Genomic DNA, 17,878 nt, shown 5'->3' with positions numbered 1-17,878 from the left:
TATTTTCTTGTAAGCACACTCTTTTAATATACAAAACATTGATTTATAATGATAATATATCATTTTTCATACCGGATGAGCTTCAAATATCGAAAGATTCTCTCTTTTCAAATTTTTTTATCAAAATCACTCCCTTGCTTCATCACAAACAAAAAAGGAAATGATTAAAGAAAACAACACCTCTTATAAACGCTCTCAAGTACTAAGAGTTTTCGTAATACTCAAAGCTAAATAATAAATGGCGCCATTTTATACCTTTATGAAATAAAGATGGGGAGCCTTAACGTGGTTTTTTCATTCATGAAAGCTTTGATATTCTACACTCGAAAAACATCGTAAAATGAATTCGAGTATGCTGAGAAACATTTGCTTAAACAAGCATATGAATGTAGTAATACAATAGATGTTCTGTAATATTCCGCTTTGGGCGTTCTGCTTTACATGAAAAATGTGCCCCGTTAAAGAACGAAAGTAATAAAAGCATGAAACAATGGATAATCTCCATTTCACGACAGCGCCTATGAATGCTATAATGGTAACCCCATTGAGCAGCCCCATCTTTACACTTATGAAAGAACAAGCCGGCACCATCACACACTTTGCCATCTCCCAATTTTACGACAGCCCTTAATTCTTGAGATGATTAGGTATTTTGGTCCTCTCTTGTATAGTTTTACGCGACACATGCTCCCCCATCTGTAACATGCAAACGAATGGTTTTGATTGATCAATATAAATAGATTTTAAATAAGAGAATCCTACGATAGTTGAGGCTATAATATGAATAACGGCATATTATCACTATAAATCAATATTTATTATTTATAAAAATTATTATTATGGATGCTTTTGAAAATTCTAGAGCCGAATGAATAAGGATGACAACGATGAATGCTCATTTTGACCTTCACGCTCCAAAATGAGTCCGTGTTCTCGTCAAAGATAAATAAAATAGATATATGCAATATTCTCGCCCTAATCTAGCATATAAACGCAGGTACGACTCGTACAGCGCTGATACATCTTATGAACGCCGCTTCATAAGGCTTTAAGGTCAAATAATATCAAAAACACGTCCCTCATTAAGCCCACATAGCGTCACTTTATATGGCACTATATTGCACTGATTTAGAAAAAGCATAGATCAATATCAATTTGAACGCGAACGGAACTGGGCATTTTGGGTGTACAGCTAAGCATTTTAAGCCCTTATAAAAAGAATCCGCCTATCAAAAGAATACTGTCCCTCATACAAAAAAGGAGTAAAAGCCGAAATGATAGTGCCCTCGAAGAAGAGAGGCGCTTCTGCTGGTTCTATAACAAAGATATTTTTTCCCGTAGCTCTACTTAATACAATGTACATGTATCATATTTTGCTGCCTGGATGCTTATTCTGAATAATATAAGAGTTCAAGTAAAGCACCTTAAGCAAAGAGACCTTCACTTTATGCGATACTGGTTTTAGAAAAAACTTTGCGGATCAATATCAATTTGAACCCGAACGGAACTGGGCATTTTGGGTGTACCACTAAGCATTGCACGTATAAACCCTTGTATATCAAAAGAACGCTGTCCTTGCAGCAAAAGCCGAAAACGATAACGCCCCCGAACCAAAGCCAAAGGCGCTTCTGCTGGTCCCATAACCGAGATATTTTTTTCCCGTGGCGCTGCTTGACGCAATGCGCGCGCATAATGTTCTGCTGCTTGGCGCTGTTGTGCAGAGATAATCAAAGAGGCAAGCCGCCCATAGGGAGGCAAATGATAATGCTGACGCGCTGCAATCTCACGTGTGTAAAAATCTTCTGGCTGGCATGCAAGTAAGGCTTTGATAACCGGATGATCTGGTTGATAAGTTTGCAATAATCCTAAACTTTTCAATCCCACACGCCCTGCTCTTCCGGTAACTTGAGAAAGCAGCTGATAGGTACGTTCACTTGCGCGTAAATCGCCATTGGCAAGACCAAGATCAGCATCAATAACGCCAACCAGAGAGAGCTTGGGAAAATGATGTCCTTTAGCGACTAACTGTGTTCCAATAATAATGTCCACATCGCCATTTGCAATGGCTTGTAATTCGCTTCGCAACTTCCCAATCCCTCCTTTGAGATCTGTTGAAAGGATCAATGATCGCGCTTGAGGAAAAAGCATTTGTGTTTCTTCGGCAATTCTTTCCACACCCGGTCCACAAGCCACGAGATGATCTAATGTCCCACATTCAGGACAGGCTTGAGGAAGTGGTTCATGATATCCACAATGATGACATTTCAGTTGCCCTTGCGCACGATGTTCGACCAACCAACTTGAACAATCGGTACAATGAAAACGATGTCCGCAAATTCGGCATAAAGTTAAAGGTGCATAACCACGACGATTAAGAAAAAGAAGAGCTTGTTCGCCCTTATCAAGCGTTTGTTTTAAAGCCCTTTCAAGAGCAAAGGAAATAAAGCGCCCCTTTTGCACCCCTCCTTGGCGCATATCAACCACCCGCAACTGTGGAAGTGCAGCTTCTTTAAAACGGGAAGGTAAATGCACCTTTTGATAACGCCCTTTTAAAACATTGGCTTGGCTTTCAATCGACGGTGTGGCTGAAGATAAAATAACAGGAAAATGCTCAAAAGAGCCCCGTGCAACAGCCATATCACGCGCATGATAAAAAATGCGCTCTTCTTGTTTATAAGCGCTATCGTGCTCTTCATCGACAACAATCAAGCCAAGCTCATGAAAGGGAAGAAAAAGCGCCGAACGAGCCCCCGCAACGACACGCACCCGCCCTTCTGCAACTTGTCGCCAGACGCGTTCTCTACGACGTGGCGTCAAATCAGAATGCCATTCTGCTGCCGCAGCGCCAAAACGTGCATAAAAACGATCTAAAAACTGCTGTGTTAAAGCAATTTCCGGCAATAAAATTAAAACCTGCTTGCCCTCTTTAAAGGCTTGAGAAACCGCTTCAAAATAAACCTCTGTCTTTCCTGAACCCGTAACACCATCAAGCAAAAAAACTTGAAACTGAGAAGATAAAACACCTTCCCGCAATAATGTTGCTGCTTCACTTTGCGCTCCCTGCAACTGAGGGAGACAAAAATCAGGATCAGGCATTGCCACAAGATCAGGAGCAGGAACCTTAACATCTTCAAAAATTCCTAGCGCTTTTAAACCTTCAACAACAGAAACCGAAGTTCCAGCCGCATGTGCCAGACCAGAACGTGTCCATATCTTCTCATTACGCACCAATTCCAAAATCCGTGACCGCGCTGGTGTGAGACGTTCTACATTTCCACCACAATATCGCAAACCCAGCATCTGCGCTTCCGGCTCTAAAGCAGCCGGTACCGACAAAACCAATCGTGCGACAAGACCAAAAGGTGCCATTGTATAGCGACTAACAAAACGCAAAAATGTGATCATTTCTGCTTTTAATGGGGGGCAATCAAAAACATGAAGCAGAAAGCGTAATTTTTCACGCGCCACCGAAGCAGACTTGTGCCCATCGGCTGTCTGCTCTCCAACATCTACAACAAAACCGCAAAGCTCACGCCCCATCAACGGAACCCGAACAAAGGAACCAATGTTCACCTCCATAGAAGATGGAACTTTATAACTATAAGCGTGAGCAACAGGAAGAGGAACCAATACGGATACAATCTTTTCCTCTATCATGCTTGAATTCATCTTGTAAACCAATCTACGACCTATTGAGCATCAACAAGTCTACACCTTATCTTTAAACACTCTTATAAAATTCATTGCAGGATTCAATCCCCCCCCGATCACAACACTTTTCTAACAAAAATTCTTTTTAACACGCATTCCCTCACCAAAGTGCCAATATAAAGAACCAATCTCATCGTCTATAACAAAAAACTCTATAGCAAAAAAACAGCACTATTCTTCTGTGTAAATAAAACGCATCACTATTAAGCATTCAACATGCTATCGGTTAAGTGCATCCTTCAACAAAGCGATCCCATAGTGTGACCTCTTCCCAACGCACACTTTTATTTTTTTACCGCCTCATATCTCAATTTATCTTCAACAAACTGATTTATAAAGATATAATCATCATTTTACCTATTGTAATAAAAACCCTCAATACGATGATTTTTTTTCATTTCAAACCCATCGAGGAACATTTGTAAATCCTTATTGATGAAAAAGTATCCCATGATTTTAATTATAAGGAGAATAATATTGCAAATGGAGCCGTTACAATATTCACCTTGGCTTTGTGCCAAAAAGTGAAAACACGTGTATACATCTTTCAGCTTGATTGAAAATCAAGCAACAATACAAGCAGCACAAAAGCGTATTTTTGAAGAATGGGGAAAACAGAATAAATCAATGTAATTGACCATAAAAAAACCCTTCATGCGTAAAATTTTACAGGCGTTCTTCAACAGTGTTTTACGACAAAATAAATCCATCCGCTTTCATCAAAAACAGGTTAAACATACCCCCTAAAAAAGGAAGGTATCTTATGATGCACTCTCAAATATCAAGAGCAATCGCAAATAGGAAATGAGCAAAGTGTTTGATAATGCTAGCTTATTTCCATAAATATAAAAACACCGCTACGCAAAGATGCCAATACGCAAAAATGTTGGTACGCAATGAATTCTATGCCTTATCACGAGCAACACTATGAAATGGGTGTGGAAACGATAAATCATATTTCTTTATCGAAAACGGATACATGATTAACACCATAGCATTCTTGTTCTTTACACAGATATTAATTCTTTCTCTTGCTTTTGCAGTCAACAATAGCGCATAACAAAAAATAGGATAAAGCTAAAAAAAAGAGGTTAGAGATGAAATTTTTTGTGGATAGCGCCAATATTGAAGAAATTCAAGAGTTACAGAATTTAAGCCTTGTTGATGGTGTTACCACCAATCCCTCTCTTATCCTAAAATCAGGACGCAATATTCTTGATGTTACAAAAGAAATTTGTGCTCTCGTTAGCGGACCTGTTTCTGCTGAAGTTGCAGCAACGGAATTTGAAAGCATCATGAAAGAAGCAGCTGTTTTAGCAAAGGTTGCCGACAATATTTGTATCAAGCTTCCTTTAACACTCGATGGATTAAAAGCCTGTAAAGCCCTCACAGCAGCAGGACTAAAAACAAATCTCACACTTTGTTTTTCTGCCAATCAAGCCTTATTAGCCGCCAAAGCAGGCGCAACATTCGTTTCACCTTTTATTGGTAGACTTGATGATTGTGGAAATGATGGAAGTGAACTGCTTCATGAAATTCGCACAATTTATGATAACTATAACTTTGAAACACAAATCTTGGCCGCTTCAATCCGCACCGTTAATCATGTCAAAGAAGCAGCACTAAGCGGTGCTGACGTTGCAACAGTTCCACCAGCAATCTTAAAAGCACTAGTCAAACATCCTCTCACCGACAAAGGGTTGCAAATATTCCTCGACGACTGGAAAAAAACAGGACAAAATATTGCTTAATGTCTAGAAATTTTATTGGAAAGATCTTTTGAAAGTAACAAAAAGATCTGTTCAGCCAACTCTTCCGCAACACGTTTTTTTGCATCTTCTTCTGCTTGCAGCGTTGCATATTCTTGACGAAGTTGCTCAAAAGATGCATTCATCATTGCTGTTCCTTTTGCAACAAGAGTATTTTTCATATCCTGCAAAGTATAAGAAGCTCTGCTCATAACAGTTCCAACAGAAGGTCGTCCCTTTCTCTTTTTCTCGAAATCAACCTCTATCTGCATAGATTCTCTTGTAAAGACGGATATCTGCAATGCCAATTTATAAGCAGGTAGAGAAGGTTTAGCACCATTTCCATACAAAAGAAAAAGCAGATGATTGCGCACCATTTGACCAAAACGATCCGAAGGTTCTTCCACAACAATAGAAGCAAGCTTTTGCGCTAACCCCAAAGAAGCTTGTCCAGAAGGGTATCCAGAAGCAGGATTCCCATAAGAAGCAGAATCCATTGTCATTGCACTCTGCAACTCTTGACGGTAAAGCGGTTCAACTTTGCATCCACACAACAGTGTGAATACACCAGCTAAAATGACAAGAATAGAACTTCTAAAAAACGACATTCACAATCCTTTGTGGAACAACAATGATTTTTTTCACAGGCTTTTCAACCAGCTGCGCCTTTACAAAATCTAACGCCAAAACCGCTTCTTTAATCATCACCTCATCAGCAGTTGCTGCAACGCTCACCTCACCGCGTTTTTTACCATTAATTTGTACTGGCAAAGTATAGCATTCCGCAACGGTTAACGCACGATCATAAACAGGCCAAGCAAGCGCAGACATTAAAGTTTTTCCTCCTAAAGCAGCATGACATTCTTCTGCTAAATGGGGCATCATGGGTGCAATCATGGCAAGAAAAAAATCCATAGCTTGACGTAAAGAAGCTTTCATTTCATCGTCAACACTTTCTATCCTATTTAACAACGGTGCCATAATATTCAAGAATTCATAAAGGCGTGCAATAGCCCGATTAAAAGCGAATTTTTCCAAATCATCTTCTACAGCGCAAAGCGTGCGATGTGCGACCTTTGAGAGTTCCAAAGCCGCCCCCTGATGCCCTGCACAAGGCGCCACATCCTTTAAAATAGAAGCACTCACAGCCACATGGCGCCAAACACGCTGTACAAAGCGATGTGCACCTTCAACACCAGATTCTGTCCAAATGACATCCCGCTCGGGAGGAGAATCTGACAACACAAACCAACGCACAGTATCAGCGCCATAAGATGCAATAATATCATCAGGATCAACGACATTCTTTTTTGATTTTGACATTTTCTCAATCAAACCAATCGTCACTTCACTTTGATCGGTTAATTTATAAGCACACCGCTTTCCATCTTTTTCAACAATCGAAATTTCTGCTGGAGAAACCCACCCTTGATCATCCCGATAGGTTTCATGCACCACCATCCCTTGGGTAAAAAGCCCCTTAAAAGGCTCATCTACCGTCACATGACCGACCAATTTCATAGCACGCATAAAAAAGCGCGCATAAAGAAGATGCAAAATGGCATGCTCAATTCCACCAATATATTGTTGCACAGGCAACCATTCAGCTGTTGCTTGTTTGTCAACAGGTCCCTGCGCAAAAGGAGCTGTAAAGCGTGCATAATACCAAGAAGAGTCAACAAATGTGTCCATGGTATCGGTTTCGCGTTTGGCAGGTTGACCACAGGAAGGACAAGTAACATTCTGCCACCTTTCATGTCGTGCAAGAGGATTTCCTGGTTGATCAAAAGTAACATCATCAGGCAACACAACCGGTAAATTGGCACGTGGAACAGGAACAACCCCACAAGTTGTACAATGGATCATCGGAATGGGACACCCCCAATAACGTTGACGTGAAATCCCCCAATCACGCAAACGAAATTGCACTGTTTTCTTCCCTTGCGGTTGCCCATTGAGCATTTGTTTTTCAAGCTTTTTAGCAGCTTCTTCAAAAGCTTGTTGGGGTGTTAAACCATCCAAAAAACTGGAATTGATCATCACACCATCACCCGTATAAGCTGTTTCAGCAATGACAAAATCTTCTGCTCGCTCTCCTTTTGGTAAAACCACCGGTTTTATTGGAAGATCATATTTACGCGCAAAATCGAAATCTCTCTGATCATGAGCCGGACAACCAAAAACAACCCCTGTTCCATAGTCCATAAGCACAAAATTCGCGATATAAACGGGAATATGTACTGTTGAATCGAAAGGATGAACAGCCAAAAGGGGCGTGAGAAACCCTTGTTTTTCAGCTGTTTCAAGTGCTGCTGTTGTCGTTCCACCACACCGACAATTTTCAATAAAAGCACTCAACGCTTTGTCTTTTTTTGCCAAAGCTTGTGCAATAGGATGATCAACAGACAGAGCCAAAAAGGAAGCGCCAAACAGTGTATCAGGACGCGTTGAATAACAAACAACCTCATCAAATTTATCACAAACATCATCAGCATCACCCGCCGACTTTAAAGCCCAACGAATCAACAAACCTTGTGATTTTCCAATCCAGTTTTTTTGCATGGTGCGAACTTTTTCCGGCCATTGGTTCAGCTCTTCAAGCCCTGCCAAGAGATCTTCACTAAAGTCGCTAATTTTGAAAAACCACTGCGTCAACTCACGTTGTTCCACCAACGCACCAGAACGCCATCCCCGCCCATCAACAACCTGTTCATTGGCCAAAACAGTATGATCAACAGGGTCCCAATTCACCTTAGCCACTTTACGTGCTACCAACCCCTTTTGATAGAAATCAAGGAACAACATTTGTTGGCGGTGGTAATATTCCACATCACAAGTTGCAAATTCACGCGCCCAATCGAGTGAGAGTCCTAATTGTTTTAATTGCCCGCGCATGACCGCAATATTTTGATAGGTCCAAGTTTTAGGATGCACTTTACTTTGCAGAGCAGCATTTTCAGCTGGCATACCAAAAGCATCCCACCCCATGGGATGAAGCACATTAAAACCCTTTGCCCTTTTATAGCGTGCCACCACATCCCCCATGGCATAATTGCGCACATGCCCCATGTGAATACGGCCAGAAGGATAAGGAAACATTTCTAAAACATAATATTTTTCACGAGCATCTTCTTGAAGAGTCTGAAAAATTTTCTTTTCATCCCAAATTTCTTGCCATTTTTTTTCTCTCGCACGTGGATTATAGCGTTCGCCTATATTATAATGTCCAATTGTCATTCCCATTATACTCTTTTAATAAAACAGAACCAAAAACTTGTTTTATTATGCTTGACCATGGATTAACCTCATCGTCAACATTTTCGTGAAATATTTCCCTAAGTATTTTATAAAACTTTAAAAAAAACGACCAACTCTTGAACAAAAAAGGCAAAGCACAAAAATATGAATACACAAACGCCCCTCGATGCCCCTTCCGTTGAAGCATGGCAAAACCTTCAAAAAGACATTGCAGCAATATGCCAAGAGCTACAACGCCCTGTAGAAGAAATTGAACTTATCGCTGTTTCAAAAACTGTTTCTGCTATTGATATACGACCCCTTTTGCAAGCAGGCCAATCTTTGTTTGCAGAAAACCGCGTACAAGAAGCAGCACAAAAATGGCCTGCTTTACGTCAACAATTTGAAAATATTAAACTTCATCTCATCGGTCCCCTACAATCAAATAAAACAGCAGAGGCGATCAAACTTTTTGATGTTATTCAAACGGTTGACCGTGAAAAAATAGCCAAAAGCTTAGCTGAAGAAATGGAAAAACAAAAAAGGCATCTTCCTTGCTATGTTCAGGTTAACATTGGCTTAGAACCGCAAAAAAGTGGTATCGCACCACAAGAAGCTACATCTTTTGTCAACCAATGCAAAAACAACTATGGACTTGATATCATCGGACTTATGGGCATTCCCCCTGTCGATGAAAACCCCGGCCCCTATTTCGCACTGTTAGCAAAATTAGCAAAACAAGCAGGTCTTCCAAAGCTTTCCATGGGCATGTCCAGTGACTTCAAAACCGCTCTACAGTTTGGCTCTAACGTCCTTCGCATTGGCTCTGCTTTATTTGGAAAACGCCCTGTGTAAAGCAATTCCCCCTTCATATAAATTCCCATTGAAAATTCTACGAACAAACCAAAAACAGCAGAAATGAGAAAAAATATTTCCTTCAATATCAATAAAAGAGCAATTCTAGCAAAAAAGATTCCAGTCCCTCTTTCATCCTGTTAGCAAAAAAGCTGGTCTTCTCAAATCTCTCACCGGCACATCCACAACACGTACAATAGCTTCAAGATAGCATTGCAATTTGGCTCTCATATTCTCGCACATTGGCTCTACTTTACTCCCCTCTGACCGCCTCTCCAGCAAAAGCAATATAAAAAATAAATCCTTATATAAAGGCAAAATGATAAGAGGGGCGTTGCGCATGAATGAAAAAACTGTCGCGAAATAAATAATTACAAAAGAATATTTAATAAGATCATCGCAATGATTTCCATTAAAAACCACGAATTCTCTTAAACTTCTCCAACACGCGTAAACAATTTCCCCACATGCCAATGGTGTAAAGCAGACAAAAAGAGGCTTATGGCTGCATAATACAGTAACAAAACTCTTTCATGTAAGTCACTTGAGCAAAATAAACATCTCAAATACCCAATAGAGCACCAAGAACCGCGCTAAACAACATGATAGCAATCTATAAGGTCAACGATAGCATAGAGGCTTTCCATGCTCTACAAAGCATAACATACGGTCAATATTCGCCTGAAAAATAAAAGAACAAATCCCGTGCATATGCGCATAATACATGCACGCAAAACAATGGAAATGAGAACGATTTCAATAACGATATTCCTTTATCATTATTCCTTTGTCGATCTCGTAAACAAAGAGAAAAACTTCAACTTTTCATATGCCTAATTTTTCTAATTTTAAACTTTAATTAAGGAAAAACAGGGGATATTTCTTATATTTTAAAATATTGCAAATAATATTATTATCTTCTTAAGAATAAGATTTCATGTATACATAGTATAGATATTATTTATACAGTATTTTTATTGTTATTTTTAAAATTTATCTTTGAAATTTTTCTAAAAATACATGATATACATTTGAAATGTATCATTATGATACTACTTTTAATGTAGATAATTAAGGAGAATTAATATTTTTGGTTCATGCAGCACATTCGGTCATATAGCGACAAAGCCTTCTTTTGGTCATTCGCACAATTCAAGACCTACTCATGGAAATGCATGCAGTCCTAATGCTTTTCTTTCTCACATGAATGCACAAGGTTTTGACTATGCAGTTGCAGGAGGGATAACCGGAGCAGCATTGGGAGCTGCAACTGGTCCAGGTGCACTTATGGGTGGACTTACTGGTGCCACGACTGGTTTCTTCGGAGGTTTTGGTTTAAGGTTCGTACAGAAAGTTCATGAGTGTTGGTTCTAATTTTTAGAGAGCAACTATAAAGATATCTCTGAAGTTAATAATTTGTAATTATATTATAATTTGGATTGCGTGATGACAGATCTTATCTCTAAAATTATTGAAACGCTTATAGCAACATTTTTTTTTTGGTTTAATATATCTTTTTTATTATAAGTTTATTTATTATAGTTGGAAAGATTCTCTAAAAAAATCATTATTAATAAGCTCAATATTCTTTCTTGTTAGTCTTTTATTTAACTATATTGGTTTATATCAAATTTTGAGAAATATTTTATAATAGACATTTTTAAAATGTCTTAGTGTGTTTATAAAAAGCTCTATACCGCAATAGGTTTTGCTATATTTGAGTATCCTAAAAACATAGAATACCCTCTTTAATATCATCACATCAGATTTAAAAATTGACTATTCTAATCTTTGTCATTTAGTCTAACCTCACAATGAAAAGCTTTTGGGAAAACTCTGCCACAAATATAACCATACAAAAATACAGAGGCAGATTTTCAAAACAATAAAAAGAGGGAAACATGACTGAAAAAATCTATCCAGTATCAGAAGAGATCAAAAAAAATACTTTACTCGATGAGGAAACTTATCAACAGTGGTATCGAGAAAGCATCGATGATCCAGAAAGCTTCTGGGCAAAACATGGTCAACGCATTGAATGGTTTAAACCTTTTACAAAAGTAAAAAACACTTCTTTTAACGGAGATGTCTCCATTCAATGGTACGAAGATGGGATAACAAATGTTACCTATAATTGCATTGATCGCCACCTGAAAACCCATGGAGACAAAATCGCACTCATTTGGGAAGGAGATAATCCTTACCATGATAAAAAAATAACCTATAACGAGCTTTATGAACATGTTTGTCGTTTTGCTAATCTTTTGAAAAGTCGTGGCATTAAGAAAGGCGATAAAGTAACCATTTATCTCCCCATGGTACCCGAAGCAGCCTATGCTATGCTCGCCTGCGCCCGCATTGGTGCTATTCATTCGGTTATTTTTGCTGGCTTTTCTGCTGAGGCAATAGCAGGACGCCTTGTCGATTGTGAATCAACCTTCATTATTACCGCTGATCAAGGCTTGCGTGGCAGCAAACGGATCAACTTAAAAGACAATGTTGATCATGCTATTGAGATAGCAGCGCGCCAAAACGTGCATGTGGACCAAGTCATGGTTATACGGCGAACTTGTGGACCCATTCAATGGGTAGAGGGGCGTGATTTTTGGTACCACGAAGAGATAGCTCATGCCAAAACAGCTTGTCCACCAGAACCAATGAATGCTGAAGATCCACTTTTTATTCTTTATACTTCAGGCTCCACCGGCAAACCTAAAGGTGTTTTGCATACCACAGCAGGCTATCTTATTTTTGCCTCGATGACTCACCAATATGTTTTTGATTACCACCCCAATGAAGTTTACTGGTGCACGGCTGACATTGGGTGGATAACCGGTCATTCTTACTTGGTTTATGGACCTTTATGCAATGGTGCGACCACTTTAATGTTTGAAGGCACACCAACCTTTCCTGACAAAGGCAGATTCTGGGAAATTGTCGACAAACACCAAGTCAATACGCTCTATACAGCACCAACAGCTATCCGCGCCTTAATGGGAGCAGGAAATTCGTTTGTTGAACACTCAAACAGAACATCGTTGCGTCTCTTAGGCACGGTAGGAGAACCGATTAATCCAGAAGCATGGGAATGGTTTTATCATATAATTGGAAATGACCGTTGTCCGATTCTCGATACATGGTGGCAAACGGAAACAGGAGGGCATATGATCACGCCCTTGCCCGGTGCAACACCCCTCAAAGCAGGATCGGCCACACGTCCTTTTTTTGGTGTTCAACCCCAAATTGTTGATGCCCAAGGCAATGTTTTAGAAGGTGAAGCAGAAGGCAATCTTTGTATCAGTGATTCATGGCCCGGACAAATGCGCACACTTTATAAGGATCATGAACGCTTTATTCAAACTTATTTTTCCTCCTATAAAGGAAAATATTTTTCAGGCGATAGCTGTAGGCGCGATAGCGACGGTTATTATTGGATCACAGGACGAGTTGATGACATTCTCAATGTCTCGGGGCACAGGTTAGGAACTGCTGAAATTGAATCAGCTCTTGTTTCTCATCCCGCTGTATCAGAAGCAGCTATTGTGGGTTACCCGCATCCCATTAAAGGACAAGGAATTTATAGTTTTGTGACTCTCATGGAAGGAACAGAGCCAAGTGAAGAATTGCAAAAAGACCTTATCAAGCATGTGAGACAAGAAATAGGCTCTATTGCCATATTGGATAAAATTCAGTTTGCTCCGCAGCTTCCCAAAACACGATCAGGGAAAATTATGAGACGTATTTTACGAAAAATCGCTGAAAACGATTTTGATACTCTCGGAGATATTTCAACCCTTGCCGAACCACAAGTTGTTGAAGATCTGATTGCCAACCGACAAAACTAAAAAACACGACGCAATACAACATACGGTGGTTTTTGTTTTTTTGCTAAAATTATCTCAGCATTATTACGAAAACCACCAAGGAGAATAAAAAACAAAACAATGCATGAGAAGCTCAATCATTCTAACAACAAACGCTTTTTTTCATAACAGGTAAGAAATAATTTAAGCAAAAACCTCAAGATTGGGATGCGAACAAGAATAAGAAAGTAAGATAAAAAGAGCAACATAGCTTTTTAAAATCACCCAATGTCCACTCAATGCAAAAAAAGCCTCTGAGTAAGAAGGAAAAATAGTTCTGATGTTTATGCTAGAATCCCTTTGAAATTCCTGCTAAAATCATAAATAAAGCTAAAAAAAGAAAGTATAAGTGATAATATTCTTGAGCAAAAATATTTATCTATAACGAGGGTGTATAAAAAATATTGAAAACCATGAAATCTAAAATAAACAAGCTTACAACAAAAATCTAAAGCAATGAAAGTAAAAGTTCTTAGAATAAATGATGCAATATAAAATCAGGAGTAATAATAAAAAGTGATTCATTTTGAAAATGTCGGCCTACGCTATGGAATGGGCCCTGAGGTCCTTCGTGATATTAGCTTTCATATTCCTCCTGGATCATTTCAATTTCTCACAGGTGCCTCTGGAGCAGGGAAAACGTCGCTGATGCGTCTTATGTTTTTGGCACTCAAACCCACCCGCGGTCATATTGATCTCTTTGGAACAGACACAGCATTACTCAAACGACAAGAGCTCCCTGCGCTGCGACAACGTATCGGTGTGGTTTTTCAAGATTTTCGTTTACTCGACCACATGACCACTTATGAAAATGTCTCCTTACCTTTACGCATTAAAGGACAAGAAGAAGCAACCTATCGCAGTGAAGTGGAAGATCTTCTCTGTTGGGTAGGTCTTGGAGATCATATTCATGTTTTACCACCTGTTCTTTCCGGTGGGGAAAAACAAAGGGTAGCCATTGCACGCGCACTCATTGATCAACCTGAAATTCTACTTGCCGATGAACCCACTGGAAATGTCGATCCGCCCTTGGCAAAACGCCTCCTCCGTTTGTTTATTGAATTAAACCGTTTTGGAACGGCTGTTATCATTGCCACCCATGATATTGCCTTAATGGAACAAGTTGCAGCACGGCGTATGCTTCTCCATAACGGACGGATGACGATTCATGAATAAGTCTTTCCCCATTTTTACAAGCAATAAAAAAAATACAACAGCGATTATTCCCAGTGGTAATATTTCTGGAAAAGCATTGGTTGCCGTAATTGCTATTATGACATTTCTTTCAAGCCTCACCTTAATCGGTGTTGATTTAGTCCAACATGCCGCCCAAAATTGGAGTAATCAGATTAGCTATGAAGCAACAATACAAATACGCCCCATTGACAATGTTGATATCAACAAAGCACTCCGTGATGCCGTACAATTGGTTAAAACATTTTCTGGTGTACAAGATGCAAAAATTGTTGACCAAAAAGCTACAGAAAAGTTACTGGAGCCATGGCTTGGAACAGGCTTCAATGTCAATGAACTACCCCTTCCCCGCCTCATCATTGTGACCCTGAATGGGGATGAAAAAATCAATTTTGCAGCCATTAATCACGCCATTAAAACCCAAATTCCAGGAGGTCAATTTGATGATCACCGTGTTTGGGTTCATCGTTTTGCGACCATGGCACACACCACTGTTTTCATTGGTTTTTCAATTTTAGCATTGGTTCTAGGTTCTCTTATCCTCACCATCATTTTTGCCACTCGCAATGCATTGGCAGAAAATACACATATTATCAATGTCTTATATTTCCTTGGTACTGAAACTCTTTTCATTGCTCGCCAATTTGACTGGCATTTTTTTAAAACCGCGCTGCGTGGTGCTTTATATGGTGGTCTTACAAGCATATTTCTGTTTTCAGCCTTTTGTCTCTGGACGAATTATAACTTGGGAAGAGTGGAAGCTAGCCAAATAACAGCTTTGTTTGGACATCTTTCCATAAGTTCCATTCCTTATGGAAAAATCATTTTTCTTATTATTTTCGTTTCTTTTCTTACCACCCTTACAAACCGCATGACTATTTTAACGCAACTGAAAAAAATCGATCAATGTGAAAACGGTTTATTTTAATTTTATGACTCACAACACTTCCAACTCATTGACGCAAAACAATTTAGAACGTCCTCTTCCAAAACGGCTCCACTATAGTTGGTCTCCCCGCTTTTTATTTCGCTATTTTCCACCGACAACCCTTACTCTTTCAATCATTGTTTTCATTTTCTGGAGCGGTTTTATTATTTTTTCTGAAAAAACTGAACGACTTTCTCCCCCACAGCCTCTCCCCAAAGCTGATGCCATCATTGTGCTGACAGGCGGAGAAAACCGAATAGAGACAGGACTTAATCTCTTACAAAGGGGGCTTGGTTCACGTCTCCTCATCAGTGGTGTAAATACCACAACCAACCTGAAAAGTCTCATGCATAACATGCATATTACCCGACGGCTTATCTCCTGTTGTATTGACATCGGGCATCAAGCGATTAACACCAGAGGAAATGCTAAAGAAAGCGCCGATTGGATCAAAAAACACCACTATAAAACCCTTTATATCGTCACCCATGATTACCATGTGTGGCGCTCGATGCGAGAACTTAAATATTTAATGCCTGATATCCATTTCATTGCCTATCCTGTTAAAAAGAACAATGCTGAAAGCGCAATACAACAGATCAATCAAATCCGCATTCTCATATTCCAATATATTAAAACGCTCCAAGTCTATATCAGAACCGCATTCTAATCTTTATCCTTCTGACTTTTTAAAAATCTTGCCATCTTCTGACCTCTTCATACCTTTCTCTCATACTCTTCCACAAGAGGTTGCTTCTATAAAAGCTCGACAGAGCTACCTTCATACAACACAGAACACCCCACAATACATGTATCACTGTATTGCACATTCACCCAAAACATCTCTTACATCCCAAACATATCTCACAGCACGGGATCTGTACATGCCATCTCAATATATAAGCTCTTGTAAATAGAGCCCCCAGACAACTATAAGATCTTCAGACTTGTTATAGAGATCTATTTATACCACCGTCTTTACGCTTCATAAAAATGCAAACCACCCCACCCTATATTTTGCCGCCCCCAAGTATTACGATAGCTCAAGCCTCTTGGGATGATTGGTAAGAGGCATGCATTACGCCTTTCTTAAACACGAACATACCAACCTCGTATGACATGCAAAGAAATAATTTTAATAGATTTAAAATGAGAAAATTTATGATACTTAGATTTCTCATTCAACAGAGAGAATGTTAAACGATCATTATAAGTCAATATATTAGTAACAATCTCTTATTCTAAAAAGCATCTTCTTAAGAGCATTTTAGATCACAGATAGGAATAAGCTCAAAACGCACACCGCTACAAATACCCCACGTTTTTTATCGCAATCTTTTTTGAAATCATTTTGCTCTCTAAGATCACTTTTTGTCTGGTTTCCTCCCCAAAAAAGAACGAAAATTTTTAAACTCTATTGATCTGTAAACAATAATAACTCAGCTTCTTGTCTAACGCGTTCCACCTGCTCACTTCAATATCAGAACACCTCAAAAGACAGATTTCATAAGAATTGTGATTTCCTCTCAACATCTCAAAGGACGATGATTTCTATCAGCAACGATTTGTAAACAGTTCACTTTCTCTGGACAGGTTCCTCTCAGCTTCCCCATTTATATGGTTTACTCACATAAAGCTCGACAAGAAAACCCCTGCCTGAGAATATTCATCACTGCCGCTAAAGCTCATGCGTCATAATTTTAGTGACCTCACTGCCTAAGGTGCTTTATTACATACAACATATTGATTTATAATGAAATTTTATTACGCTACAACTTGAATGAGAGCTCTCAATATCATCAGATTCTCTCATTTCAAATCTGTTTATGTTGAATCAACTAAAACCACCCGCTTGCACATCACAAGCGGGATGAGTGTGTGGATAAAAACTGTACAAGAAATGACTAAAAATGGCTCTTATGAACCGTCTTAATGCAAGGTCTATCGCAACACCCACGAGCTGGCAAATATAATGATGGTGCCGGCTTGTTACTTCATAAGCGTAAAGATGGAGGTGCTCAATGGATTTACCGTTGTACCATTCACGAGCGCCGTCGTGAAATGGGATTGGGTGCCTTAAGAGATGTCTCTTTAAAACAAGCCCGTGAATGTGCAAACCAATGGCGCTCTGTATCGGACTTGTAGCAGGAGGGAGAATAACCACCATACCAACTAGACATACCATTGCTCATCACTAGCGCCATTATGTTCTTTAGCAGCATAACTGCAGCTTGGTATTACGATGTTCTCTTACTTCATCTCACACCTGCTGAATATGAGCTTATTCTTTTTCAATAAATGAAAGCCCTTTTCATTGATACATCATTCAAAATAAGAAGCTA

General features: G+C 39.3%; 10 protein-coding genes and 1 pseudogene. 8 read left to right on the top strand and 3 right to left on the bottom strand.

Features of this window, described 5'->3' with window-relative positions:
- Positions 1-1,461: 1,461 nt before the first annotated feature.
- On the bottom strand, positions 1,462-3,657 hold the full coding sequence (locus tag ACFIKN_RS05465; protein ID WP_375658028.1) for a primosomal protein N': 2,196 nt from the start codon (positions 3,655-3,657) through the stop codon (positions 1,462-1,464).
- Positions 3,658-4,808: 1,151 nt separating this feature from the next.
- On the opposite strand from ACFIKN_RS05465, the gene fsa reads away from it, so the two are divergent.
- Positions 4,809-5,462: a fructose-6-phosphate aldolase gene (gene fsa / locus ACFIKN_RS05460; protein ID WP_273790517.1), complete on the top strand. Its 654-nt coding sequence runs from the start codon at positions 4,809-4,811 to the stop codon at positions 5,460-5,462.
- On the opposite strand, the gene lptE is transcribed toward fsa, so the two are convergent.
- On the bottom strand, positions 5,459-6,067 hold the full coding sequence (lptE, locus tag ACFIKN_RS05455; protein ID WP_375654379.1) for an LPS assembly lipoprotein LptE: 609 nt from the start codon (positions 6,065-6,067) through the stop codon (positions 5,459-5,461). The two genes, fsa and lptE, sit on opposite strands and share 4 nt — an antisense overlap.
- Positions 6,054-8,696 carry a leucine--tRNA ligase gene (gene leuS / locus ACFIKN_RS05450; RefSeq protein WP_375658051.1) on the bottom strand — a complete coding sequence of 881 codons (2,643 nt, stop codon included), beginning with the start codon at positions 8,694-8,696 and terminating at the stop codon, positions 6,054-6,056. Before leuS ends, lptE begins: the two co-directional genes overlap by 14 nt.
- A gap of 165 nt (positions 8,697-8,861) precedes the next feature.
- Here leuS and ACFIKN_RS05445 point away from each other — a divergent pair, with 165 nt between their 5' ends.
- The 7 genes and pseudogenes from ACFIKN_RS05445 to ACFIKN_RS05415 all read left to right on the top strand — a co-directional run.
- Positions 8,862-9,551: a YggS family pyridoxal phosphate-dependent enzyme gene (locus ACFIKN_RS05445; protein WP_273790520.1), complete on the top strand. Its 690-nt coding sequence runs from the start codon at positions 8,862-8,864 to the stop codon at positions 9,549-9,551.
- Positions 9,552-10,754: 1,203 nt separating this feature from the next.
- Positions 10,755-10,925 (top strand): hypothetical protein, encoded by a 171-nt coding sequence (locus tag ACFIKN_RS05440; protein WP_273790522.1) that lies wholly within the window; start codon positions 10,755-10,757, stop codon positions 10,923-10,925.
- 527 nt (positions 10,926-11,452) lie between these two features.
- Positions 11,453-13,396, top strand: a complete 1,944-nt coding sequence (gene acs / locus ACFIKN_RS05435) for an acetate--CoA ligase (protein WP_375658027.1) — start codon at positions 11,453-11,455, stop codon at positions 13,394-13,396.
- A gap of 534 nt (positions 13,397-13,930) precedes the next feature.
- The gene (gene ftsE / locus ACFIKN_RS05430; RefSeq protein WP_273723097.1) at positions 13,931-14,590 is read left to right on the top strand and encodes a cell division ATP-binding protein FtsE; all 660 of its coding nucleotides are present in this window, start codon (positions 13,931-13,933) and stop codon (positions 14,588-14,590) included.
- Positions 14,583-15,536, top strand: a complete 954-nt coding sequence (locus tag ACFIKN_RS05425) for a cell division protein FtsX (protein ID WP_375630906.1) — start codon at positions 14,583-14,585, stop codon at positions 15,534-15,536. Before ftsE ends, ACFIKN_RS05425 begins: the two co-directional genes overlap by 8 nt.
- A gap of 4 nt (positions 15,537-15,540) precedes the next feature.
- Complete coding sequence (locus ACFIKN_RS05420; protein ID WP_375643240.1) at positions 15,541-16,206, top strand: YdcF family protein; 666 nt, start codon at positions 15,541-15,543, stop codon at positions 16,204-16,206.
- Between the two features lie 1,240 nt (positions 16,207-17,446).
- Positions 17,447-17,669 (top strand): annotated as a pseudogene (locus ACFIKN_RS05415) (Arm DNA-binding domain-containing protein); the annotation flags it as partial.
- Positions 17,670-17,878 lie beyond the last annotated feature (209 nt).

It is taken from the genome of Bartonella sp. CL436QHHD, from assembly GCF_042195105.1.
In the GTDB taxonomy this organism is placed as follows: Bacteria; Pseudomonadota; Alphaproteobacteria; order Rhizobiales; family Rhizobiaceae; genus Bartonella.
Note: the sequence above shows the minus strand (reverse complement) of the source record. Positions and strands in the feature narration are given on the sequence as shown.